Source organism: Candidatus Electronema sp. PJ (assembly GCF_048287395.1).
In the GTDB taxonomy this organism is placed as follows: Bacteria; Desulfobacterota; Desulfobulbia; order Desulfobulbales; family Desulfobulbaceae; genus Electronema.
In genome coordinates this window covers 1-22,559 of sequence record NZ_JBLWEO010000046.1, presented here as the reverse complement: position 1 = coordinate 22,559, position 22,559 = coordinate 1, and the positions used below count along the sequence as shown (strand labels likewise).

Genomic DNA, 22,559 nt, shown 5'->3' with positions numbered 1-22,559 from the left:
GTTGAAAGATTCAACAGCAGAACATGAAGTCAAACAACAGCACAGTAACAATAACTCGCTGAATAGCGAAGTAAAACCATCTCCATTCTCTCCATGTGGCACTGCCACAATAGTTGACAGGATAACGGAGTCAAGAATAAAATGGAAGTCAAGAATAAAATACAGGCGAAAGCGGCCCCTGCGGCTTGCTATTTTTGGCAACAGTGTTAAGATGACAGGAAACTTTGCTAGGAGCAAAGACTTTCTTTTCAACCAGATATACAAAGGAGGTAACTATGAACGGACGACTGATCGGCCAAGCGGAAATCATCGCGTTGGCAACGGACGGCTCTTCCTATACAGACGGTGCAGTGCAGGAAACGATCTTTTTGGCCCAAGCGTGTGGCGCAAAGATTGTGGTACTGTATGTTATCCCGATGGACTCAGAATTGGCAATGGGGGCCAATTCCCTGTCCGAGGAGATGTCCGAGGAAATCGAGACCCATTTTGACCATATCAGGAAGATGGCCAAGGATAACGGCATTGCCTGCGAGACCATCCTGCACGAATCCTACCAGCCAGACAAGGCAATTGTCGAGTTGGCCCAGCAGCACAAGGCTGACCTCCTGATCATGGGCCGACACGGAAGACAAGGACTGCTCAAGCTGCTCGTCGGCAGCATGACCGCTAAGGTCATTGGCCACGGCTTCCCCAGAGTACTGGTTGTACCGAAGAATTGCACCAGCAGCGGTCAACGAATTTTGGTCGCGATTGATGGTTCAGCCGCCAGCGACATGGCCGCAGAAGAGGGCATTGGCATGGGCGTTCATTGCTCCAACCTGAAAGAAGTGTATGTCGTTTCCGTGGCCGCATCTGAGGAAGGGCTGGCTCATGCCAAGGAGCTGACCAAGGCTGTCTGCAAGAAAGGACAGGAAAAGGCCCCCCAAGTAATCTTCCAGCCACTCGCCCTCATCGGTAAACATGCGCCTGAAGTGATTGCGACAGCCGCACGCGAGCATAATGTGGACATGATCCTCATTGGTGGTCACGGCAAAGGCCTGAGCAAGCTGCTCATGGGTCATGTCACGGAAAAGGTAATCGGTAAGACCCAGTGCGCGGTGCTGGTGGTGGAGAAGAGAAAAGAAGGGGAATAGCGAGAAAGCGGGTCAGAGCAATGCTGGCCCGTTCGTTTGAAGACCGCAGTTCTGCGGAACCTGTTTTTACTCCTTTGCGGATTGACAACCAAGGAGTTCGGTTAAACAAAACTCCTTTTTGGTTTAGCTGCATTCCTTTTTTGTCGAACAAAATTCCTTTTCGGTTTAACAACCAAGAAGTTTTGATAAACAGCACTCCTTTGCGGTTAAACCAAACTTCTTGACGGTTTAACAACAAAGGAATTCGGCTAAACCGAACTCCTTCTCTGTTAATTACCACTCCTTTGTTACCAAACAAGATTCCTTTGCGAACGAGCAGGACTCCTCGATTGCTTATCGCAGCAGCAACTCCAGGCCGCGTATTTTGGAGCAGCAGTCTCATGAATGGTCATGTTCTCCTCGCGCCTTCAGTTGCTGCGGTTATCTTTCTCTGAAGAGCTAGGCGACTTGGTTTTCTGGCTTGTTTGCAGCTTAATACCGCAATCCAGCCCGGTCTCGTACCAAATCCAAGGTGACTACAGCTTTAGCCCGGGCTTTTTCTGCGCCCTGCTTGAGAATTGCCCGCAGCCCGTCTTGATTGGCCATCAGCTCTTTTTTCCGTGCTCTGGCTGCGGTAAAATGATCTCGGATCAACTCAAACAAATCTTGCTTGAGATAACCGTAGGCTGCGCCACCGTTCACGTATAAGCCATGCACTTCTTCCATTTTTTCCTTGGAAGCAAAGAGCTTAAGCAAAGCGTAAAGATTGCACTTGGCCGGATCTTTGGGATCTTCCACTGGCGTACAGTCGGTTTGCACCGCCATAACCCTTTTCCGCAGCTCCTTATCCTCTAGGAACATCGGAATTGTGTTGCCATAGGACTTAGACATCTTCTGGCCGTCAAGACCAGGAACGACAGCCGTGCTTTCGCTGATTGCCGCTTCTGGCAGAATGAATGTTTCGCCAAAGTTATTGTTGAAACTGACCGCAATATCGCGGGCCACCTCAAGATGCTGCTTTTGATCCTTACCCACAGGCACTATTTCAGCCTGATAAAGGAGAATGTCCGCTGCCATAAGAACTGGATAGGCGAAAAGACCGTGGCTGGCAGCTATGCCTTTGGCTGTTTTGTCTTTGTAAGAATGACAGCGTTCCAACAAACCCATTGAAGTGACCGTGGAAAGAATCCAGGCCAGCTCGCAGACCTCTGGTACATCTGACTGCACCCAGAAGGTGCATTTATCAGGATCAAGACCAAGAGCCAGAAAGTCTGCGGCGGCCTCTAAAGTGCCTGCGGAGAGTTTGGCTCGGTCGTGGACGCTTGTGAGAGCGTGAAGATCGACGATGAAAGCGTAGAGATCAGCTGTCTCAACGCTGGAGATCACTGACTTCATCATGCCAAAGTAGTTGCCGATATGGAGCTGGCCCGAAGGCTGGATGCCGGAGAGGATGCGTTTCATGGCGGATTCTGGGTTCATAAGGGTTCAGAACAGACGGGCGAGAATATACCAGCAAAAAAGCCCTGCTGCAAGCCGCCACTGGTTTCTTTATTGCTTACCGAAGGTATTGCAGCTGTCCAGATCGCCGTTCTGCAAACCGGTCTTGAACCATTGCACCCGCTGCGCCGCGCTACCGTGGGTGAATGAGTCTGGTACTACATAACCCTGCTGCTGCTTCTGCAAGGTATCGTCGCCGACCGCACTGGCAGCGGCCAAACCTTCCTCCACATCGCCTGCTTGCAGCAGCTTGCGGTTTGTTTGGGCATGATAAGCCCAGATTCCGGCAAAGCAGTCGGCCTGCAACTCCTGCCGAACCAGTAGCTTGTTGCTTTCGGTCTTGCTCATCTGCTTGCGAGCCGCATGAACCTTGCTGGAGATGCCGAGGAGGGTCTGCACATGATGACCAACTTCGTGGGCAATCACATACGCTTGGGCAAAATCCCCTGGTGCATTGAAGCGGTCTTGCAGTTGATCAAAGAAACTCAAATCAAGATAAACCTTCTTGTCTCCTGGACAATAGAAAGGGCCTGTGGCTGAATCAGCAAACCCGCAAGCTGAATCCACGGCATTGCGAAACAGGACCAAGCGCGGCTCATGATAAGTTTTTCCCTTTTCTTGAAACAGTGCCTTCCAGGTCTCTTCGGTGTCTGCCAAGACAACGGAAACAAACTCCACCATTTGCTTCTCTGCCGCAGTCTCTTGCACTGGCTGGGAGGAGATCTGCGTCTTTGTTGGCCCTTGCTGGAGGCCAAGTAAGGCCAGCATACTGCCCAGATTGCCTGTAAACAACCCATACAAGCCTAAGCAGACAACCGCAATCGCTGTGCCTTTGAAGCCAAGAAATTTCACCGCCATCGGCAACAAGCGCAGCATATTGCCACTGCTGCCAGAGCCGCCAGAAAATTCCGTGTTGCGCTGATCTTCTACATTGTCGCTTTTACGTCTTCCTTGCCAGTTCATAGTGGTCTCCTCCTTATTGGTATTGTTGCTTGCTGCGCTATCACACCCCCTCCCACCGCTGCATCCCCTCAATTCTGATCCCCAGCAAATCGCAAAGTCGCCCGGCAAACTGCTGTGCCATCTCGTGTAAATCAGCTGGATGCAGGTAAAAAGAGGGCATGGGCGGACAAATAATCGCCCCAGCCTCATGTGCAGCTAGCATGTTGCGGAGATGGGTGTGGTTCAGCGGGGTTTCTCGCACTGCTAAGAGCAATGGTCTCCTTTCCTTGAGGGTCACATCTGCTGCCCGGTGAATAAGATTACCAGAATAGCCCCCAGCAATCGCCCCTAAAGTGCCAACTGTGCAGGGTAAGATCAGCATCGCCTTGTAGCAGGCCGAGCCTGAAGCTGGCGGGGCAGTAAAATCCTCTGCCGCAAACCAACGACTGATGCCAGACAAGTCTTCCGGGGTTTTGTTCTGCTCCAGGCGCAAGACTTTCCTGCCAGAGTCAGAGATAATGCCATGCACCTCCACCTCCTGTTCAGCCAGCAAGTTGAGCAAGGCTGTAACGTAGATCATACCAGTGGCACCAGTGATAGCAAGCAGGATGCGGCAGGAAGGCTGCTTCATTTGTTTCCTATATAGATAGACACAATGCCCAAGGAGAGCTGTCTGCGCTGGACATTGGCAAAGCCGGTCTCGCGCATCATGGCGAGTAGCTCGGTTGGTTCGTAAAAAGAGGCGATGGAGCTGGCCAAATACTCGTATGCCTGGCGGTGGCCGGCGCAGAGACTGGCGATCCGAGGCAGCATATAGTGCAAATAGCAGTTATAGATCGGCTTGACCAGGGGATTTGCTGGCCGCGACAGCTCCAGAATCAGCAATCGACCGCCTGGTCGCAGCACCCGGTGCATTTCAGCCAACCCTTGACGGGTATCAGCCAGGTTACGCACGCCAAAACCGACAGTACAACCCCAGAAGGTATTACTTGGCGCAGGAATATACTCGCCATCACCGCAGACCGGAAAGATGCGCGCTGCCCGCTGATCAATAGGCAAATTGCGCAACCCAGCTCGCAGCATCCCCTCGCAGAAATCCACGGCCAGCACCGTGCGTTCTTTTGCCTGCCGCGTTAGTTCCAAGGAGAGCGGCATGGTGCCAGCGCAGAGATCCAACACTGGACCGCTGGGAAAGTCCCGCAGCAAGCGGACTGTACGCCAACGCCAGCAGCGGTCGAAGAGCAAGGAGAGGAGGGAGTTGAGCAGATCGTATTTATGGCTCACTGCGGAGAAGATCTCCCGCACGTACTCCTTCTTCTTGTCCAGAGGAATCATGTCAGGGAAACAATTTCAGCGGCAAAGCTGCCGGATCAGCCTCGCCACGCCGAATCAACAGCTCAAAAAATTTGGTCAAGGCCTGTTGTTTGGCTGGGCCAAGGTCGTATTCAATGGATTGAAAGTATTGGAGGCAGGCTTCTTCGCTCATGGGGATGCAGGGCGCAGTTGCGGCGCAGATTTCCGGCAGTCGTGCCAGCCCTTGTCGGCGGCAATTGAGCAGGGTCTTGTGAATAGCTTGGGCAGCGACCAAATTATTGTGCAAAAAATCCTCGCGCACAGCGCAGACTGCAAAGACAAACGGCAGGCCAGTCTGCCGATGCCAGTATTCACCCAAATCAATCCGAATAGGATACCTTCCTCCTTTGCGGGCAGCAAGTCGCAAGGCTTCATCACCAATTGCCAGCATTGCCGCAGGCTCTTCAGACGGTGCGCGCGCGGCAAAAACCTCGCCCCGGATATACTGCGGCTTCACCCAGAGAAATTCCTCCAACATCAGCTTCAGCAGATGGGCCGAGGTATCGGATTGGCCCGTCAGCAGCACCAGCTTGCCATCCAATTGCTCAGGTGGCACGGACGAGAAAAGGAAAACACTGCCCACAGGCCCGGTAGCTGAGATGGAAAGATCAGCCAGCAGCCGATACAGCTTGGGCCGGGCTGCGTATTCATAGGCAGAGGCAAAGCCGAGATCAAGTGCGCCCGCAGCCAAAAGCCGGTTGAGCCGCACAGGTGGGGCTTCGGTCACGAGCCAATCAGGCTGATGCACCTGCGCCTTCCATATTGCATAGATAGGCGCGGTGTTGATGTAGTTGACCATGCCGATGCGGGCCATCGAGTCCTTCTTTTCGGTCTAGGAGTTGAAGAAAATGCACTACCTATCGGTTCAACTGGCTGACATCACCGTGCAAACCTTTTGCGCTTCATCCTAAAAGGCCGCCTAGTCTTTGTCAAGGAAATGCGTGCGCTAGCAGAACTTCCGCAACTGAAAAGCAGCCGCGCTCGCATCCAGTCAGGCCAGATTTGCCTCCTTTCTGGCCAGGTAGCAAAGGAGTTTGGCTCGGCAAGAATCGTGTGCCTGGAGATTTTGGATGTCCGCGACCAGTATTCACACGTCTGTTTGGAGCATTCAAACGAGTGAATGCTCTATTCACTCGTTTGAATAGAGCTTGCGGATGTCCAAAAGCAGCATTCATACGTCTGTCTGGAGTATTCACACGAGTGAATGCTCTGTTTACTCGTCTAAATGGAGCTTGCGGATGTCCAAAAATAGTATTCACACGTCTGCTTGGAGCGTTTAGACGAGTGAATACTCTGTTTACTCGTGTGAATAGAGCTTACGGACGTGTAAAAACAGTATTTACTCGTCTGTTCAGAGCGTTTAGACGAATGAATGCTCTGTTCACTCGTTTGTATGGAGCTTTTGAATATCCGCAAGCAGCATTCACTCGTCTGTTTGGAGTGTTTACACGAGTGAATGCTCCGTTTACTCGTTTGAATGGAGCTTTCGGATGTAGGAAAACAGCTTGTAGACAAGCGGAAACCAGGGCAAAACCTGCCTGACTAGGTGCTTTCTGTTGCGGAAGAGTTACAACCGCCGCAATCTACAGCTCCCGCCCTGTTGCACCAGCTGTTCCTGCACTGCTTCTGCGGTGCGAGCGGGAGAATACAGCTCAACAGCCAGTACGGCTGCGTCCTTACCCGGTTCTAAGGTACCGAGTTGCTCTAAACCCAGGGCCGTAGCCCCGCCTAAGGTGGCCATAGCGAGCAAATCTGTCGGCGAGAGGTCTGGATGTTGGGCGGCAAGGAGACGCATCTCCCGCCAGATCGACAGTTCGGGATTGCTGGCCAGGCTATCCGTGCCAAGGGCGGGGAGAATGCCCTTGCGCAGGAGCAGCTCTACCGGCGCAGTGTCCACACCCAGATAGGCATTGCTGCCTGGGCAGAGGCAAACTTTGGCCCCGAATTTGACAAGCAAGTCAACCTCGCCCTCTGCGATATGCACGCAATGGACGCAGAGCGTGCCTCGGTCAAGCAGGCCGTAGCGGTGCAAATAATTCACTGCGCCGGTTTCCCCTAGGGGCAGAGAGTCGTCCCACAGGCCGCGTTGTTCCAGGAAGGCGCGCAGTTCTCCCTGGCCAGTGCGGAGCAGCTGGATCTCAGCGGCGGATTCGGCAATATGGATGGGGAAAATATAGCCGAGACGGGCGGCTCTGGCCTTCAGACCGCGCAGAAGGTCAATATGGGTGGAGTACAGGGCATGGCCAGTGCAGTATTGCGTGTCTGGCTCGGCGTGCAGGCGGCTCAAAGCACCTCTGACCGCATCTGCTCGCAGGCGGAGGTATTCACTGAAACAGAGGAGTGTGCCATTGAACTTACCAACCAGGTTGCGACAAAGACCAGTGTTGCTGATATCGGCAATGGCCACCACGCCCTGCGCTTCCTGGGCGGCCAAGGCAATTCTGGCTGCGCTGGCAGCGCATTCTACTGCCGCGTCCATGTCCGCTGCGGCCTTGGCTCGTTCCGCAATCAGCAGGACGAGCCATTCGGTGAAAGAAGCTGGCGCAGGTAGTCGGGCGAGATGGGCGAGATGAGACAACTCAAGGTGGGTATGGGCGTTGATCAGGCCAGGCAGGAGCACTGCCTCAGGATGATCAACCACGGCAATCCCTGGATAGCTGCTGGCAATCTCACGGAATGCGCCAGCAGCAAGAATCTTGCCGTTGCCAACGACTAAACCGCCATCCTGAATGGGTGGTCGGCAAATAGGGAGCAGCCAAGGCGCACGGTGGATGACCAGGAGCGCGTTCATGCCCGACTATAGTCCATTAGCCGCTGTTCAGGCTGAAAGCCAGCAGCTGTGACCAAGTGGCGGATCTCCTGCTCAGAGAGGCGGAAGTGCACACCTGCGGCAGCAACTACGTTTTCTTCAATCATGGTTGACCCAAAGTCATTAGCTCCGAAGAAAAGGGAGATTTGGGCGATCTTCGGCCCCTGTGTAACCCATGATGCCTGAAGGTTAGCAATATTGTCAAGGTATATTCGGCTCAGAGCCAGCATCCGCAGGTAAGCCAGGCTGGTAGTCTTCTCGGTACTGTCTGCCAGAGCGGTGTTATCCGGCTGAAAGGGCCAGGGAATAAAGGCAGTAAAGCCGCCAGTACGGTCTTGCAGGACACGCAGCCGCTCGAGATGCTCAAGCCGCTCTTGCCAGGTCTCGATATGGCCGAACATCATGGTGGCGGTCGTGCGCATACCCAGTTGATGGGCCGTCTCCATCACGGCCAGCCACTGGTCAGCCGAACATTTGCGGGGCGCAAGCTGTTGCCGCACCCGATCAGCGAGAATCTCTGCCCCACCCCCAGGAATAGAGTCCAAGCCAGCGGCCTGCAACCGCTCCAGCACCGCTCTGATCGCTAGGCCAGAGAGCTGGCTGAAATGGCAGATCTCTGGTGGCGAGAACCCGTGAATGTGGATGCCAGTAGCCTCCTTCATGAAGCGCAGCATGTCTTCATAAAACTCCAGCGCGAGGCTGGGATGGAGGCCACCTTGCAAGAGGATCTGGGTGCCGCCCAGGGCTTGGGTCTCCCTGATCTTCTGGAGCAGCTCCTCTTTACTCAGGACGCTGCCTTGCGGATCTTCAGGGGCTTTGAAGAAAGCGCAGAACTTGCAGGCGGAGATGCAGATATCCGTGTAGTTGATGTTCCGGTCAATAACATACGTGACCTTCGCCTCTGGGTGGAGCCGCTGCCTGACAGCATGGGCGAGAAAACCAAGCTGGTAGAGATCAGCCTTGGTCGCAAGGTAAAGGAAGTCCTCGCCGCTGATGCGCTGGCCAGCAAGGATTTGCTTAATGATGTTCTGCATGGTTAGAATAGACAGTGTGCATAAGCAGGGTAGCAGACCTTTATGTCTGCCCGGATTGAATCTCTAGGGCGCAGTTTGCAGCATGGAGCACGAGCAACCGCTTGCTCGTTGCGTGAGCAACTTCTAGGCGTTTGACGAGCAACCATTTGCTCATTGTACGACCAACCACTTGCTCGTTTCATGAGCAACTTCCTAGGCGTTTGACGAGCAACCACTTGCCCGTTATGCGAGCAACCATTTGCTCATTGTACGACCAACCACTTGCTCGTTTCATGAGCAACCTCCTAGGCGTTTCACGACCAACCACTTGCTCGTTGTGCGGGCAACCACTACCCTGAACAGTCAATACGCCCCTTTCCCACTGATCATGCAGCCAATCGTCTTGAGGATGATCTTGAGGTCGCCTGTCAGCGAGTGGTTGAGCACGTACCAGTCGTTTAACTCCACGCGCTCTTGGTAGTTCTCCGTATCGCTGCGCTTGGTTACTTGCCACGGCCCAGTGATGCCCGGCTTCATCGAGACATAACGGCCTGCACTTGGCTCGCCACTGCCTTTGTAGTATTCCTCCAGCTCCCTACCCACTATGGGCCGCGCCCCAACCACGCTCATCTCACCCTTGAGCACGTTGATAAACTGGGGAAACTCATCCAAACTGGTGCGGCGGAGGAAGCGACCCATCCGGGTGATGCGCGGGTCGTTTTTCAGCTTGAAGTTATTCTGCCACTCTTCAGCCAGGTCTGGGTTATTCAGGAGCAGCTTGTGCAGCTTCTTGTCTGCATCCATCACCATCGTGCGGAACTTCAGGCATTCAAATTCCCGGCCTGTCGCCATGATCCTACGGTGGCGGTAGAATACCGGCCCCTGGCTGTCGAGCTTGATCAACAGCATGATCAGGAGCATCAACGGGGCGGTGAGGAGGAGAATAAGGAGGGCGAAGGCAATATCAAAGCTCCGTTTCCAGCCGTAATCGGGGTTGAAGCTGAGGACTAACATATCACCGATGGACTGGATCTCTGCATGATGCAGGCCAAAGATATATAGGTCGGGCACAAGGTAGAGATGGGCACCCAGGTCACGGCATTCCCGGAGAATCCAGAAGATCTTTCGCTCTGCCCGCATGGGCAGGGCAATATACACATAGTCAATGTCATTGACCATGAGGTATTCCCGCAAATCCCTAATCCTGCCCAGCCAGGGCTTGTTGATTGCGGCAGGGGCATTCTGTTCCAGCCGGTCATCAAAGAAGCCAAGCACCTCAATGCCTGCCCAGGGAATCGCCTCAGTCTGTTGGGCCATGCGCAACCCCAGGTCGCCTGCACCAACAATCACCGCATGACGGATATTCTTGCCCTGCGCCCGGTAATGCCGGAGCAGCTTCCGTACTGCCAAATGGGAGAGGAAGAGCAGCAGCGGCGTGGTCAGCGACCAGATGATGAAGACCACGCGCGAGTAGCCTTCCGAGACCTTGAAGGCGAAGAAGTAGAAGAGGAGCACGCCGATTACCGCTGCCCAGGCTTTCAGGATGACAAAGAACTCGAGATAGAGCTTCCAGCCCCGCCACGAGCGGTAGAGCTGGAAATAGTGAAAGCTAACAAAGCAGGCGGTGAAGACAACAAACTCCAGCCAGGTGTAGTAACGGCTCCACGGCACCTGATAGAGCAGCACCAGCAGGGCGAGGTGGCCGCAGACGAGGGAGCAGTCAAGAATATGCAGCAGCTTGTAAATGGAAGACGTGCGCTGGCGCAGGTTCCAAGACAGGGCAGGCGACATACCTCAGCCTGCCCAACCTTGCCAGTTGGGATTCATGCTCAGTCTTTTCACCCAGGAATGGGGCAGAAGGCGATATCGTTTGCCCAGGTGATAGGCGATGAACTTGCCTGCGTTGCGGCAAAACCATTCGGGGAGAAGCTGATACTGCCGCCGCTCTAAGAGCAGGTTCAGCTCGGACAGCACATATTTCCGACCTTCACCACCAGGACTGCCGAACTGCCGCAAGAGAACCTGCTCTTCGGTATGAAACACGCCAATGTCGAAGTAACGTTGCATGTCCTGCCCAAGGGAGTAGTTGTGCGAGTGCCAGACCAGGGCCTCGCTCACATACTGCGCATGATATCCCTTCTCAAGCAGTTTTGCCAGGGTCAAGCTATCTTCACCAAAGAGCAGCTTTGAAGGAAAGTAGCCCTGCTCGGCCAGAGGTTCCCGTCGCCAGGCGGCAAAGGAGTTAGAGATAAAGACGGTCTTGAAGCCAAAGAGGGCTGCGTCCTTGCGGCGGCGCATCTGCGACTGCGCAGGGTAATTGAATTGCCGCAAATGCGCACTGAAAAAGGTAGCATCGAGCGCAGGGAGCTGCCTGCCGTAGGTTGCTGCCAGTTGCGCGTCATCCTGAAAGGGACGGATCAGCCGCTCCAGCGCGTCATCCGCTGCTGGTACTGCGTCTTGGGTCATACAGACGATGATCTCGCCAGTGGTCTGCTGGGCAGCCCAGGTACGGGTGCCGCCATGGTCGAAATCCTGCTGCGGGATGTGCAGCAAGCGGAGGCGGGGATTCGCAACTTGATGCTGTCGGATGATGGCCAGGGTATCATCGGTGGAGCCGGAGTCAACCAGCAGGATTTCATCCGGCAATAGCGTCTGCCGGGCCAGTGCGATGAGCAGCTCGTTCAGCCATTTGCCGCCGTTCCAGGTGGGAATGATCAGAGAGACGGTCATTAACCTCTTGCACAAGTCAGATAAGAAGCGTTGAGTTCCAGGTTGCAGCGGAGAGCAGGCCTTTTTCTCTTATTGCAGTATTTGTTGCATTACTCTGAGTAAAGATTCCTTTCTTGCTCGTTTACATAGGAGTTTGGCTTGGTCAAAGAGGAGTCCTACCGACTTGGAAAGGAGTTGAAGTCGGCCAAACTCCTTTGCGGCTTACTAGGAAAGCAGTTTGGCCAAGCCGAACTCCTTTTCTGCCGACTCCAACTCCTTTTTTGCCGAGCCAAACTCCTTTGTGGCTAAACAGGAAAGCAGTTTGGCCGACTTCAACTCCTTTCCAAGTCGGTAGGACTCCTCTTTGACCAAGCCAAACTCCTTGGCAAACGAGCAGGACTCTTCCTTACGTCTTCATATCTGCAAGCAGCGGACAGCGGCATATTTCAGCAAGGCCCAGAGGATGTAGGGCGAGGGATGGCGACGATAAAGGAGTAGTTCGTTCTTTGCCGCAATCAGGCGCATCTGGACAGGCATAGCCTTGCGGTCGTTCTGCCAGCCCCGGCAGTGATGCGCCACGACTTCGGGCAGATACACAATCTTCCAGCCCGCCTGCCGCAGCCGCAGGCAAAGCTCAATGTCCTCTTTGTAGAGAAAGAAGGCCGGGTCAAAGACGGCATCGCCGGGCAAAGCCACTTGCTCCAGCGCAGTCCGCCGGGCAAGCAGAAAGGCCCCGCAGACTGCTGGTACGTCCTCCTGTTCTCGGTGTTGGCCACTGTCTGGCTGGCCTTGGTCGCGGTCATACCAGCGGCCATACCATTTCGTGAATACCCCTGTGGAATCGAGCAGGCCGGTGGGCTGGCCGCTTGCTGCGTCAAAGCCAAGCAGCCGACCGCCAACGCAGCCAACAGCCGGGTTGGCTGCAAGAAAGGCGCAGGCCCGCTCCAAGCTCTCCGAGGCGGGAAAAGCATCTGGGTTGAGAAAGAGCACCAACTCCGCCTCCTGCCGTACCATCTGCCAGCCGAGGTTGTTGGCTTGGCTGAAGCCGATGTTGTCGGTGCAGCGGACGATGAAGCCGGGCTGCTGGCTGTACGCCTGCACATAGCCAGCGTCTTCTGAGCCAGAGTCAATCAGCGCGACCACGACTGACGGCGCGGTCTGCGCGGCCAAAGCGGCAAGGCAGCGGCCCAGCACCGCCTCAGCGTTGTGAGTGACTATGATGACAGTGTTAACAGCCATCTTGTGCTACTCGCCATCTTTCTGACTCTGACCGAAAGCACAAGCTACAGCCGGAGGATGAACTCAGACAAGAGCCGCTTTGATCCGCTCCAAGGCCTTCACCACGTTCTCACGAGAATTGAAGGCAGACAGCCGAATATAGCCCTGCCCGCATCTGCCGAAGCCCGCGCCCGGCGTGCAGACCACGCCCGCCTTGTTCAGCAGCAAGTCAAAGAACTCCCATGAGTCCCGCCCGCAGCGGATCCAGACATACGGCGCGTTGGCCGCGCCGACGTAATCGAAGCCCAGCTCCTTGACTGCTGCCGCGATCAAATCAGCATTCTCCAAATAGCCGTTGATCAAGGCCTTGCACTGCGCTTGGCCTGCGTCCGAATAGACTGCCTCCGCCGCCCTCTGCACCGGATAGGACACGCCGTTGAACTTGGTGCAGTGGCGGCGGTTCCAGAGCGGATGAATGAGCTGTCTGCCGCCCGCGCTGTCATAGGCGGCGCACTCCTTGGGCACGACGGTGTAGGCACAGCGGGTGCCGGTGAAGCCTGCACTTTTCGACAAGGAGCGGAACTCTATCGCCACTTCCCGCGCTCCTTCAATCTCGTAGATGGAATGCGGCAGAGATTCATCCCGAATGAATGCCTCGTAGGCCGCGTCAAAGAGAATCAGGGCCTTATTGGCCTTGGCATAGTCAACCCACTGCTTCAGCACGGCTTTGCTGACCGTTGCGCCGGTCGGATTGTTGGGGAAGCAGAGATAGATCAGATCAACCGGCTCGCTCGGCAGGGCAGGCACATAGCCGTTCTCTGCGGTCGAATCCAAATAGACCAAGCCCTGATAGCGGCCATCGGCGAACGCGCCAGTGCGTCCGGCCATGACGTTGGTGTCCAAATAGACCGGATAGACCGGGTCAGGAATCGCCACCCGCGCGTCTGCGCTGAACAGTTCTTGGATGTTGCCGGTGTCGCATTTTGCCCCGTCGGAGATGAATATCTCGTCCGCGCTGATTGCCGCCCCGCGAGCTTGGAAGTCGTGCTTGGCTATGGTTTCGCGCAGGAAGGCGTAGCCCTGCTCCGGGCCGTAGCCCCGGAAGCTGCTGTCCGCCGCCATCTCATCCACGGCCTTGTGAAAGGCGGCGATGCAGGCGGCTGGCAAGGCTTTGGTCACATCGCCGATGCCGAGGCGGATGATGTGCTTGTCCGGGTTAGCCTGCTGGAACGCAGCCACCCGCTTGGCGATGTCGGAAAAGAGATACGAAGCCTGAAGCTTCAGGTAGTGCTCGTTGATTTTCAGCATGATCGTCCGGTGTTTTTCGTTGGGCGCAATTCAAAAAGAGTGCTGGATATTACCTGATATGGGCGAAAAGTCAAGGTGCTGAGCTAGAAGAGAACGAAGCAATATGATTAAATCCTCCATGTTTAGCGGTGTAACTTCTATAAAATTTCATAGGCATTCAAGGTGATACTGCCTGTCAAGAACTATCCAATAGCAGTCCTGATGTATTGCGCTTGACAATTGCAAAAATTGGCTTATGATCACTGGTTATTATAAATAATTCGCAATAGCGAATGAATTTTAACGCTTTGTGTTAACAAAATCAAGCAGTTCTTCAGCTACGGGAGTCGGCTGGTAAGCTGCACAGAACACGAGCAAGGATGTCCTCATAAAATCTTTTTAAATTTTCGGCGGTGAACCATTATGAACGCACCGGACCCTATGATCCGTATCACCACCCAACGGCAGATTCTGCTGGAGGAACTCAGTAAGGCGAAAAACCATCCCACAGCCTGTGAGCTGTATGACATGGTGCGGAAGCGGCTGCCCCGCATCGGATTAGGCACGGTATACAGAAACCTTGAATTGATGGCGGAGACCGGTATTATCCTCAAGCTGGAGGTCGGCGGCTCGCAGAAACGCTTTGATGCCGAAATTGAGCCGCACTACCACATCCGCTGCTCCCGCTGTAGTAAAGTGGAAAATATTGAGGTGGATGTCATCCAAGACATCGTCGAAGCTGCAGCAAAGAAAACTTCCTACAACATCATCGGACACCATATCGAATTTTCCGGCGAATGCCCGGAATGCCTGCATAGGATTAAATGCTAAGGCATAAAGGTTATGGAGTGAGGAAAAATTTTCCAGCATGTTGTACGTATCGCTAAACCGGAATGTTGAGGTACTAGCCAAATTTTCACTACAACGCAAACCTTATATTCCAGCCATTTCTGATGATCGTATTGAAGACCGGTGATTTCAGCTCCTGTGGCCTGAATTGCCAGTCTTCAGCAGTAGTCTGCTCAAACTTGCTAATCCCCCATTCTGGCCCGATTTGCACATGACAGAAGAAGCGCGGCGAGGCCAGTAGGCCAGTGCGAATCTTGACTGGACAGAGGGAAAAATCTACAGGCCGAACGCGATCGCGCATGATCACGGTGCGGGTGGCAGGATCAAATTCCAAGATTAGCTCATAGAGCTTATGCAGTCGGGCCAAGGCCATCCAGCGGCACCAATTGGGATCATCGTAATGCCAGCTTAAGCGAATTGTCTTCCCCTTTTTCTCCGCCCGCACTGGATTGGGAATCTCATTGATGCCAAGGAGCATGAACTCCAGCATTTCTTGGAGTACTGGCTCACCCTGTCCAGGGAAGAACCATATCTTGTGGATGATTAAGCGCAGCAGGAAGGGAGAAGGCAGGATATACAAGGCAGCCCAGACGAGCAATGCAGGCAGCAGGAATTGCAATTCCACATGCGGCCAGACGATCAGCAGAGGCAGCAGACTCAAGCCCCAGCCGAGCGGCAAAAGGAGAATCAGGCCTAAGGTCTTGGCGTAGCGGACGCAGAGCATCAGGGGCTGGCGCAGGTGTGGGGCAGGAATGTAAGAATGCCACTCAAGCTGTTCATGCGTGCTTCCATACCAATCGGCAGGGCAAAGTTCTCCTGCTGATGACCAACTGGAAAGCCACCCCAGACCGGATATGTGGCCGCAGTGGTTAGCTCCAGCACCCGTTGCCAGATCTGCTCATTCAGGCGCAGGATCTCCAGTCGGTCATCATGGCCGGGATCAAAGCGACCAAGAATCAGGCCGGAAAGCCGTTCCAGCAGACCGCAACATGCCAGATGAGTCAGCATTCGATCGAGCTTGTAGAGCGGCTCTGCTGTATCTTCGAGAAAAAGGATACAGCCCTCGGTTTGCGGTTGCCAAGGCGTACCGAGCAAATGGCAGAAAGTGGTCAGATTGCCGCCGAGCAGCCGTCCTTGACCAAAACCACCACGCAAGATTTCCAAGCCCGCAGGCCGCTCACAGGGCCGGAACTCACCTGCTAGTACCTCCCTGAATCGCTCGTAAGATAAACGATCTGCCCGTGCTAGGGTGCTGATCATTGGGCTGTGCAAGGTGACAAAGCCTGTACGCGCTGAAATGCCATTGAGCAGCACGGTCAGGTCACTAAAGCCGAGGAGCCATTTCGGACGAGCGCGGAGGAAATCCCAATCCAGCCTGTTGATCAGGCGCAAACAGCCATAGCCGCCACGGGCTGCGATCAGGGCTTTTACCTCCTCATCCGCCCAAAGCCGATGCAGCTCGGCCAGTCGCCAATGGTCATCAGCAGCGAGATAGTCAGGGCCACTGCCCTTCGGCGGCAGCTCGCAACGGATGTGCAGGCCGAAATCACGCAATATCTGCACGCCCTGGACAAAACCTTCCTCATCCCGCACTGGCCCAGCAGGATGGATGATAGCAATAGTATCGCCAGGCTGGAGGCCTGGTGGCAGGACAGGCCGCATTATGCGCTGCCCTCGATGCAGTTGCGTTCATGGAGAATCCGCAGCCCAGTCAAAGTCAAGATCGAATCAACATACTCCAGCACTGAACTGTAAGGACTGATCAGCTCAGCCATGCCGCCGGTAGCAATGACGCTTATCTTGCTGTCTGCGGCAGCTGCACCCTGTTCTTGCATGGCTTGACTCAATCGCTCCACCATTCGATCGATTAAGCCGCCAAAGCCATACAACATGCCAGAGCGAATAGCATCTATCGTGGTGGTACCAATCACTGCCGCAGGCTTTTCGTTGAGATCAACCCGGGGCAACTTGGCCGTGCGTTCAGCCAGAGCCTCTAAGGAGATACCAATACCGGGATGAATAGTACCACCCAAGTATTCGCCCTTATCACTCACGCAGTCAAAGGTAATGGCGGTACCAAAGTCGATCACGATCAGAGCAGTGCCGCAAGCCTCCCAGGCAGCAGCCGCATTGACCAGTCGATCTGCACCCAACTCTCCTGGGCTGGGAGTGAGGATCCTCAGTCCTGTGTCAATTTGATGGGAAACCGCAAGCGGTGGTGAAACTAAGCCAGTAAAGTACCGTTCTGCAAACTTCAGCCAAACTGCTTCCAGAGCAGGTACGACTGAACAAACAACAAAGCCAGTAAGATCGTCTTTGCTGAGATCATCAAGGGCAAACAGGGTATGACAGGCCAGAATCAGCTCGTCAGCGGTAGTACGGCGATCAGTCTTCAGTCGCCACTGGTGCACAAGGGCCTGATTATAGAAGATACCGATTACGGTATGAGAATTGCCGACATCAACGGCGATAAGCATGGAGATCACCTAGGCTGGCTGTTTTCGTTGACGGAACTGTTTCGGGCCGGTATAGAAAGACCATTCTGACAGAAGAGGGGAGTCGGTCTTTAGAAGAGATTGTAGCACTAAATTGGGTAGAGGAGCAATGACAAGCTGGCAGGAAGAAATAAAAAATGCCGTTACGAGCAGTGCAGGTTTGACCCATACCCTAGGCGGCGAGTCGGCGGCGATAGAAACGGTGCTTGCCCGCTATCCCATGCGCATTCCGCCGTATTACCTCGAGCTGATCAAAAAGGCAGGCGAGCCATTACTGCGGCAGGCAGTGCCTGATCTGCGTGAGCTGGATGATCCTCTCGGTCTCGCCGACCCCTTGGGCGAAGAAGACCTGAGTCCTGTCCCTAATTTAGTGCATAAATACCCTGATCGGGTGCTTTTGTTGGTAAGCAGTCAGTGTGCGATGTATTGCCGCTTCTGTACCCGCAAGCGCAAGGTGGGAAGTCTGGCTATGCAGTTCAGTGAAGCCGCCTTTGCTGCGGGCTTAGACTATCTGCGGCGAACTCCTTCGGTACGGGAAGTGCTGATCAGCGGGGGCGATCCCTTGCTCCTCGCTGATACCCAGCTTGCAGAGATCTTGCACCGCCTGCGGGAGATTCGCAGCATCCAGGTAATCCGCATTGGCACCCGGACACCCTGTACCTTGCCCATGCGCATCACGCCGGAACTGGTGGCCATGCTGCGGCAACACCATCCACTCTACATCAACACCCATTTCAATCATCCGGCAGAGCTGACAGACGAGGCTGCTCGCGCTTGCACGCTGCTGGCGGATGCTGGCATCCCTTTGGGCTGCCAAACCGTGCTGTTAAAAGGGGTGAACGATGACCCTAACGTGCTCCGCGAGCTGTTTTGCGGCCTACTCCGCCTGCGCGTCAAACCGTACTATCTGATGCAGGCGGATTTAACACAAGGCACCAGCCATTTCCGCACGGCAATCCAGACCGGACAGCAGCTTATGCGCCAGCTCATCGGTACTGTCTCAGGCATGGCCGTGCCCAAATTCGTTTTAGATGCCCCAGGTGGCAAAGGCAAGATTCCCCTCAGCCCAGAGTATATTACGGCCCGACATAACGGCCAATTGAACTTTGTGAATTACCAAGGCCTGCCCTGTTCGTATCCTTTGGAGTAGAAACAGGAGCAGTTCTGCTGGGTTGGCAAGAAATTATACTCGGCAGAAGAGGAGTCTGACCGAGTAACAAAGGAGTTCTGCTTGGCCAAACTCCTTTCCTAGTCGGCCACAAAGGAGTGTTGCCGACTAAAACTCCTCTCCAAGTCAGCAGAACTCCTTTCTGGTTCGGCCAGACTCCTCTTCTGTTTAGCCGGACTCCTTTGTTACTCGGCCAGACTCCTTTCCTGCCGACTACAACTCCTTTCTTGCTCGGCCAAACTCCTTGGTAAATAGGCAGAACTCCTCCCTGGCCTATTTACCCACGTGACCAAGCAGGCGCGCCTAATGCTCTGCCATCTTGCGCTTGAGCGCATCGTAGTTTTTCTGCGCAAGCTCAAGGTGTGGATGCTTGGCAGGCAGGCTTGCCTGGAGGATGGACAAGGTACGTTGCAGTAATGGTTCTGCTTCTTTGTAGCGTCCTTGCTTGGAATACAGCCCAGCCAGATTGTTCAGGCTCGGCGCGATATCGGGATGATCTTTGCCCAGGATTTTTTCACTGAGCACCAGAGACCGTTGCAGTAACGCTTCGGTTTCTTTATCTTTGCCTTGCTGATAATACACGTAGGCCAGCTCGTTCTGGGCTAAAATCAGATCCGCATCATTCTTTTCCGCTGCCTCTCGGATTTTGAGCAGCCGTTCAAGCCATATTTGCGCCTGTTCATAGTTGGCAAGCGTGCGCGCCACGTTGCCAGCAGCCAACAAACAGTCTGGACTGTCTGGTTCTAAGGTTACGGCTTTCTTGTACTGCTGCATGGCCTTGGCGTAATCCAGCCTGCCTTCTGCCAGTTGGCCACTTTGGAAAGCAGCAAAGGCAGCAACCTTGCTGGCATTGTCTGCTACCGCATCAAAGGCGATTTCTGCGGCTTCTGCCTGGCCCTGCTGCAAGTTGGCCTGGGCTGTTTCCAGCTGGGCAGCGGGCAGCAGGCCTTTGAGCTTGGGAATGGCCTCGTCCGCAGCCTTGCGGAGTTGCAGCTCTTCGTGGTAGCTGTGCTGGAGATCGGCCAGCTTCTCCTCGACAGCTTTCCACTCCTGCTCCAGCAGATGCCGTTTCTCCTCATTACCCCCTGTTTCCGTCATGGCTTTGACAATGCCTTCCTGCCGTTCCTTCAGCTTGGCCGAGAATTGCAGTTCAGTCAGGCCATACGTGTTGATGGCCATGTCTTTGCCAATCTGAATATTGCCCAGGACGCTGACAGGCTGCTTCGTACCACCTTTGTTGCCGATCTGCTTGGCCAGTTGCTGCGCGAATTCGTTGCTAGGCTGGGCGGGCGTGTTTTTGTTGAGGGCATTCCAGTTTACGGCAAAACCCGCGACGATGACAAACAGCAGCAACACGCATATTCCCTGATACGCTTTTTTGCTCAAACCCTTGGAGTCGAGCTTGCCCAACTGCTCGCCTTTGCTGGGTAGGATTTTTTCCTGCCAGACCAGCGCGGCCCCGGCCACAACCTCCAGCAAAGTGATGAATGCTGCCAGGGCGATCTGGGTATCGTTCCTTTTCAGAATGATAACCGCCAGCATCATCAGGAGCACGAAGAGGACAAACAGCTTGCTTGACTCTGGCAGATGCCTGCGGTATCCAGTTACCCGCACGAGCAGGGCAAAGATAAACAGGTTGAACCCTGCCAGCACTAACGGGTGCTGGAGATAGGGTATCCAGGCGTTTACATTGTTCATGGTACCTGCTTAGAAATACACTCCCTTGATCTCCTGCCCTGCTCCTTCCTGCACACCGCTTAAAATCCGCTTCGCCACCTTCCACGCCTCCTTGTGCATATCATTAATGCCGATGCCCTGCCAGCCAAAGCCGCAGATGTGCAGGCTGTCGAGCATCTCGTGCAGCTGGTTCCGCCAAGCGAGGAGAGCCGGATAGCCTTCCTCCATCTGCGGGATGCCCCAGCGGGGCCGCAGCACCCGGCTGAAGACCGGCGGATCGGGCAGCTCCATCAGCTGCTTGATGTCTTCATAAGCCCGCGCCACGATTTCCTCGTCCTGCAGCTCCAGCCGCTCTGGATGCCTGCGCCCGCCGACCAGTGTTTCCACCAAAAGATGGCCTTCCGGGGCGCGTCCAGGGAACATGTGCGAAGAAAAGAGAATGCCGAGAGCGAAACGCTGTTCCTGCTCCGGGGCGAGATAACCAAAGCCGAACGGAACCTTGGCCTTGTCAGCGGCAAAGCCCATTGCCACAGTGGCAAGTTTTGCCTCCGGGACAGACTGCATGGGCGGTTCGGGCAAACCTGCGCCGATCAGCAATTCAAGGCAGCGGTTGACCGGCAGAGCGATGATCAGATGGCGGGCGTGCAGTTCAAGCTGGCCAGTGCGGACAAGCCAGCCGTTGCCGGTCTGTTGAACACTGCGGGCAGCGGTGCGGTACATGATTTCCTGATTGGGAATCAGCTTGGCAGCCATCGCCTGCGGCAGGCGGGCCATGCCGGTGCGGAAGCTGGTCATCGCGGGCAGCCCTTTCCGCTTCTTGTCCTTCTTTTCCTTTCTCGCCGCGAACATTTTGGCAATACCACCGCGCAGCACCGAGCCGTGCTCCAGCTCCAATTTGCGCAGACCGGGCATCACGCCTTCTATTTTCAGTCGGGAAATGTCGCCCGCGTAGGTGCCGGTGAAGACCGCATCGGCAAAAGGCAGCATCGCTTTGCCAAAACGGTGTTCAATCCACTGGGCAACGGTCGGTTCATCCGGCAAAGGCTTTTTCCACAAATCCGCCATGACTCGGAATTTAGCTGGCCACGACATCAGCGGTGCCCGGAGGACTTTCCAAGGACTTTGCGGGATGAGATTCAGCTTGCCGTCTAAACAAATATAGCGGACAAACTCCGACAGCGGAGCCTTTTCCACCTCGTTCGCCAAGCCAGCCTCATGAATCAGCACCCGGCTTTCCAGGCAGTTGTCCAAGAAGCCATGCGGCCCGCCTTCAGCCAAATAGCCTTCCTCCAAATGCGAGCGCACGGCTCCGCCGGGCTGTTCTTCCCGCTCAATGACTAACAGAGAAATATCCGGCTGCTTGTGCTTGAGGAAGGTGGCGGCGGCAAGGCCGGACAAACCGGCTCCGATGATCAAGACATCTTTGGATGAATTCATGGCGGGCAAGGCTGATGGAAACGGTTACGGTTTGCAGTCCGGGCAATGCAGCCCGTCTTGACAGCGGCCTGATCGTGCTTATTGTTGCGGCACAATCCGTTATCTAACCACAGATATACTGTCCAGACCATAAAAAAACACCTGCCAACGAGGATGCCGATCATGACCGCACAGGCTCAGACTAAGGAATTTCAGGCCGAGACCAGAAAGGTACTCGATATTGTCATCAATTCGCTCTACACCGAGCGGGACATTTTTGTCCGCGAATTGGTCTCCAACGCTGCGGACGCGCTGGAGAAATTCCGCCATGTCTCGCTGACCGAGAAGTCGGAGTTCGATGCCCATGTGCCGCTGGAAATCAGCATTGATTGCAATGACAAAAAGCACATTTTGACCATCACCGACACCGGCATCGGCATGACCGCCGCAGAGCTGGAGGCCAACTTGGGCACCATCGCCCATTCCGGCTCTGGTAAATTCCTCGCCGAGCTGGCCGAGACCGCGAAGAAAGATGTCAATCTAATCGGCAAATTCGGCGTGGGTTTCTACTCGGCGTTCATGGCAGCCAAGACGGTCAAGGTGCAAAGCCGCTCCTGGGACGGCAGCCAGGGCCACGAATGGTTTTCGGACGGCAACGGCAGCTACACCATCAGCCCCTGCGACGGCCTGCATCGCGGCACGAAAATTGTCATGGAGCTGAAGGAGGATGCGCACGACTACGGCCAGAAATTCACCATCGAGCGGATCATCCAGCAGTATTCGACTTTCATTCCCTTTCCGGTCAAAGTCGAAGGCAAGAAGGTCAACACGGTTGAAGCCATCTGGACGCGGGCGAAAAGCGAAATCAAAGACGAAGAGTACACCGAGTTCTACAAATTCGTGGGCAATGCTTACGATGAGCCGCTCTACCGCTATCATTTCTCTGCCGACAGCCCGTTAGCGATCAACGCGCTCCTGTTTGTGCCGAAAGACAACTTTGAATCTATCGGTCTG

The 22,559-nt window shown here is 54.8% G+C and carries 23 protein-coding genes; 5 read left to right on the top strand and 18 right to left on the bottom strand.

The window, feature by feature from the left end; all coding sequences use genetic code 11:
• Nucleotides 1–275: 275 nt before the first annotated feature.
• A complete protein-coding gene (locus ACNKIB_RS07240; protein WP_417909877.1) occupies nucleotides 276–1,133 on the top strand; it encodes a universal stress protein in 858 nt (285 codons plus the stop codon).
• Here the strand turns inward: ACNKIB_RS07240 and ACNKIB_RS07235 are convergent.
• The 6 genes from ACNKIB_RS07235 to ACNKIB_RS07210 all read right to left on the bottom strand — a co-directional run bounded on the left by ACNKIB_RS07235 (nucleotide 1,063) and on the right by ACNKIB_RS07210 (nucleotide 5,718).
• Complete coding sequence (locus tag ACNKIB_RS07235) at nucleotides 1,063–1,515, bottom strand: hypothetical protein (protein WP_417909876.1); 453 nt, start codon at nucleotides 1,513–1,515, stop codon at nucleotides 1,063–1,065. The genes ACNKIB_RS07240 and ACNKIB_RS07235 overlap by 71 nt on opposite strands.
• 89 nt (nucleotides 1,516–1,604) lie before the next feature.
• A complete protein-coding gene (gene trpS, locus ACNKIB_RS07230; protein WP_417909875.1) occupies nucleotides 1,605–2,573 on the bottom strand; it encodes a tryptophan--tRNA ligase in 969 nt (322 codons plus the stop codon).
• 87 nt (nucleotides 2,574–2,660) lie between these two features.
• On the bottom strand, nucleotides 2,661–3,572 hold the full coding sequence (locus ACNKIB_RS07225) for a neutral zinc metallopeptidase (RefSeq protein ID WP_417909874.1): 912 nt from the start codon (nucleotides 3,570–3,572) through the stop codon (nucleotides 2,661–2,663).
• Between the two features lie 40 nt (nucleotides 3,573–3,612).
• On the bottom strand, nucleotides 3,613–4,182 hold the full coding sequence (locus ACNKIB_RS07220; RefSeq protein WP_417909873.1) for a UbiX family flavin prenyltransferase: 570 nt from the start codon (nucleotides 4,180–4,182) through the stop codon (nucleotides 3,613–3,615).
• Entirely contained in the window at nucleotides 4,179–4,886 is a 708-nt protein-coding gene (locus tag ACNKIB_RS07215) for a ubiquinone/menaquinone biosynthesis methyltransferase (RefSeq protein WP_417909872.1), read from the bottom strand. The genes ACNKIB_RS07220 and ACNKIB_RS07215 overlap by 4 nt, the downstream gene beginning before the upstream one ends.
• 1 nt (nucleotide 4,887) lies before the next feature.
• Nucleotides 4,888–5,718: a menaquinone biosynthetic enzyme MqnA/MqnD family protein gene (locus ACNKIB_RS07210; protein WP_417909871.1), complete on the bottom strand. Its 831-nt coding sequence runs from the start codon at nucleotides 5,716–5,718 to the stop codon at nucleotides 4,888–4,890.
• 81 nt (nucleotides 5,719–5,799) lie between these two features.
• On the opposite strand from ACNKIB_RS07210, the gene ACNKIB_RS07205 reads away from it, so the two are divergent.
• Nucleotides 5,800–6,024: a hypothetical protein gene (locus ACNKIB_RS07205; RefSeq protein WP_417909870.1), complete on the top strand. Its 225-nt coding sequence runs from the start codon at nucleotides 5,800–5,802 to the stop codon at nucleotides 6,022–6,024.
• 447 nt (nucleotides 6,025–6,471) lie between these two features.
• Here ACNKIB_RS07205 and ACNKIB_RS07200 read toward each other — a convergent pair whose 3' ends face one another.
• The 7 genes from ACNKIB_RS07200 to ACNKIB_RS07170 all read right to left on the bottom strand — a co-directional run bounded on the left by ACNKIB_RS07200 (nucleotide 6,472) and on the right by ACNKIB_RS07170 (nucleotide 13,961).
• Nucleotides 6,472–7,695 (bottom strand): amidohydrolase family protein, encoded by a 1,224-nt coding sequence (locus ACNKIB_RS07200; protein ID WP_417909869.1) that lies wholly within the window; start codon nucleotides 7,693–7,695, stop codon nucleotides 6,472–6,474.
• Nucleotides 7,692–8,747: a cyclic dehypoxanthinyl futalosine synthase gene (mqnC, locus tag ACNKIB_RS07195; RefSeq protein WP_417909868.1), complete on the bottom strand. Its 1,056-nt coding sequence runs from the start codon at nucleotides 8,745–8,747 to the stop codon at nucleotides 7,692–7,694. Before mqnC ends, ACNKIB_RS07200 begins: the two co-directional genes overlap by 4 nt.
• Nucleotides 8,748–9,089: 342 nt before the next feature.
• A complete protein-coding gene (locus ACNKIB_RS07190) occupies nucleotides 9,090–10,517 on the bottom strand; it encodes a sugar transferase (protein WP_417909867.1) in 1,428 nt (475 codons plus the stop codon).
• Between the two features lie 3 nt (nucleotides 10,518–10,520).
• Nucleotides 10,521–11,456, bottom strand: coding sequence for a glycosyltransferase family 2 protein (locus ACNKIB_RS07185; protein ID WP_417909866.1), 936 nt, complete (start codon nucleotides 11,454–11,456; stop codon nucleotides 10,521–10,523).
• Between the two features lie 204 nt (nucleotides 11,457–11,660).
• Nucleotides 11,661–11,807: a hypothetical protein gene (locus tag ACNKIB_RS07180; protein ID WP_417909865.1), complete on the bottom strand. Its 147-nt coding sequence runs from the start codon at nucleotides 11,805–11,807 to the stop codon at nucleotides 11,661–11,663.
• Nucleotides 11,808–11,849: 42 nt separating this feature from the next.
• Nucleotides 11,850–12,674, bottom strand: a complete 825-nt coding sequence (locus ACNKIB_RS07175; protein ID WP_417909864.1) for a glycosyltransferase family 2 protein — start codon at nucleotides 12,672–12,674, stop codon at nucleotides 11,850–11,852.
• A 63-nt stretch (nucleotides 12,675–12,737) separates the two neighbouring features.
• Nucleotides 12,738–13,961, bottom strand: coding sequence for an LL-diaminopimelate aminotransferase (locus ACNKIB_RS07170; RefSeq protein ID WP_417909863.1), 1,224 nt, complete (start codon nucleotides 13,959–13,961; stop codon nucleotides 12,738–12,740).
• Between the two features lie 402 nt (nucleotides 13,962–14,363).
• On the opposite strand from ACNKIB_RS07170, the gene ACNKIB_RS07165 reads away from it, so the two are divergent.
• The gene (locus tag ACNKIB_RS07165) at nucleotides 14,364–14,771 is read left to right on the top strand and encodes a Fur family transcriptional regulator (RefSeq protein WP_417909862.1); all 408 of its coding nucleotides are present in this window, start codon (nucleotides 14,364–14,366) and stop codon (nucleotides 14,769–14,771) included.
• Nucleotides 14,772–14,859: 88 nt separating this feature from the next.
• Here ACNKIB_RS07165 and ACNKIB_RS07160 read toward each other — a convergent pair whose 3' ends face one another.
• Genes ACNKIB_RS07160 through ACNKIB_RS07150 form a run of 3 tightly spaced genes read right to left on the bottom strand, consistent with a single transcriptional unit; the run spans nucleotide 14,860 to nucleotide 17,266 of the window.
• Nucleotides 14,860–15,513 carry a hypothetical protein gene (locus ACNKIB_RS07160; protein ID WP_417909861.1) on the bottom strand — a complete coding sequence of 218 codons (654 nt, stop codon included), beginning with the start codon at nucleotides 15,511–15,513 and terminating at the stop codon, nucleotides 14,860–14,862.
• Nucleotides 15,513–16,451 carry a S66 peptidase family protein gene (locus ACNKIB_RS07155; RefSeq protein WP_417909860.1) on the bottom strand — a complete coding sequence of 313 codons (939 nt, stop codon included), beginning with the start codon at nucleotides 16,449–16,451 and terminating at the stop codon, nucleotides 15,513–15,515. Before ACNKIB_RS07155 ends, ACNKIB_RS07160 begins: the two co-directional genes overlap by 1 nt.
• Nucleotides 16,451–17,266, bottom strand: coding sequence for a type III pantothenate kinase (locus ACNKIB_RS07150; RefSeq protein ID WP_417909859.1), 816 nt, complete (start codon nucleotides 17,264–17,266; stop codon nucleotides 16,451–16,453). The genes ACNKIB_RS07155 and ACNKIB_RS07150 overlap by 1 nt, the downstream gene beginning before the upstream one ends.
• A gap of 127 nt (nucleotides 17,267–17,393) precedes the next feature.
• On the opposite strand from ACNKIB_RS07150, the gene ACNKIB_RS07145 reads away from it, so the two are divergent.
• Nucleotides 17,394–18,434 carry a KamA family radical SAM protein gene (locus ACNKIB_RS07145; protein ID WP_417909858.1) on the top strand — a complete coding sequence of 347 codons (1,041 nt, stop codon included), beginning with the start codon at nucleotides 17,394–17,396 and terminating at the stop codon, nucleotides 18,432–18,434.
• Between the two features lie 321 nt (nucleotides 18,435–18,755).
• On the opposite strand, the gene ACNKIB_RS07140 is transcribed toward ACNKIB_RS07145, so the two are convergent.
• Entirely contained in the window at nucleotides 18,756–20,150 is a 1,395-nt protein-coding gene (locus ACNKIB_RS07140) for a tetratricopeptide repeat protein (RefSeq protein WP_417909857.1), read from the bottom strand.
• 9 nt (nucleotides 20,151–20,159) lie between these two features.
• On the bottom strand, nucleotides 20,160–21,566 hold the full coding sequence (gene hemG, locus ACNKIB_RS07135) for a protoporphyrinogen oxidase (protein ID WP_417909856.1): 1,407 nt from the start codon (nucleotides 21,564–21,566) through the stop codon (nucleotides 20,160–20,162).
• Nucleotides 21,567–21,728: 162 nt separating this feature from the next.
• Here hemG and ACNKIB_RS07130 point away from each other — a divergent pair.
• A partial coding sequence (locus ACNKIB_RS07130) for an ATP-binding protein (RefSeq protein WP_417909855.1) occupies nucleotides 21,729–22,559 on the top strand: 831 nt, incomplete at its 3' end.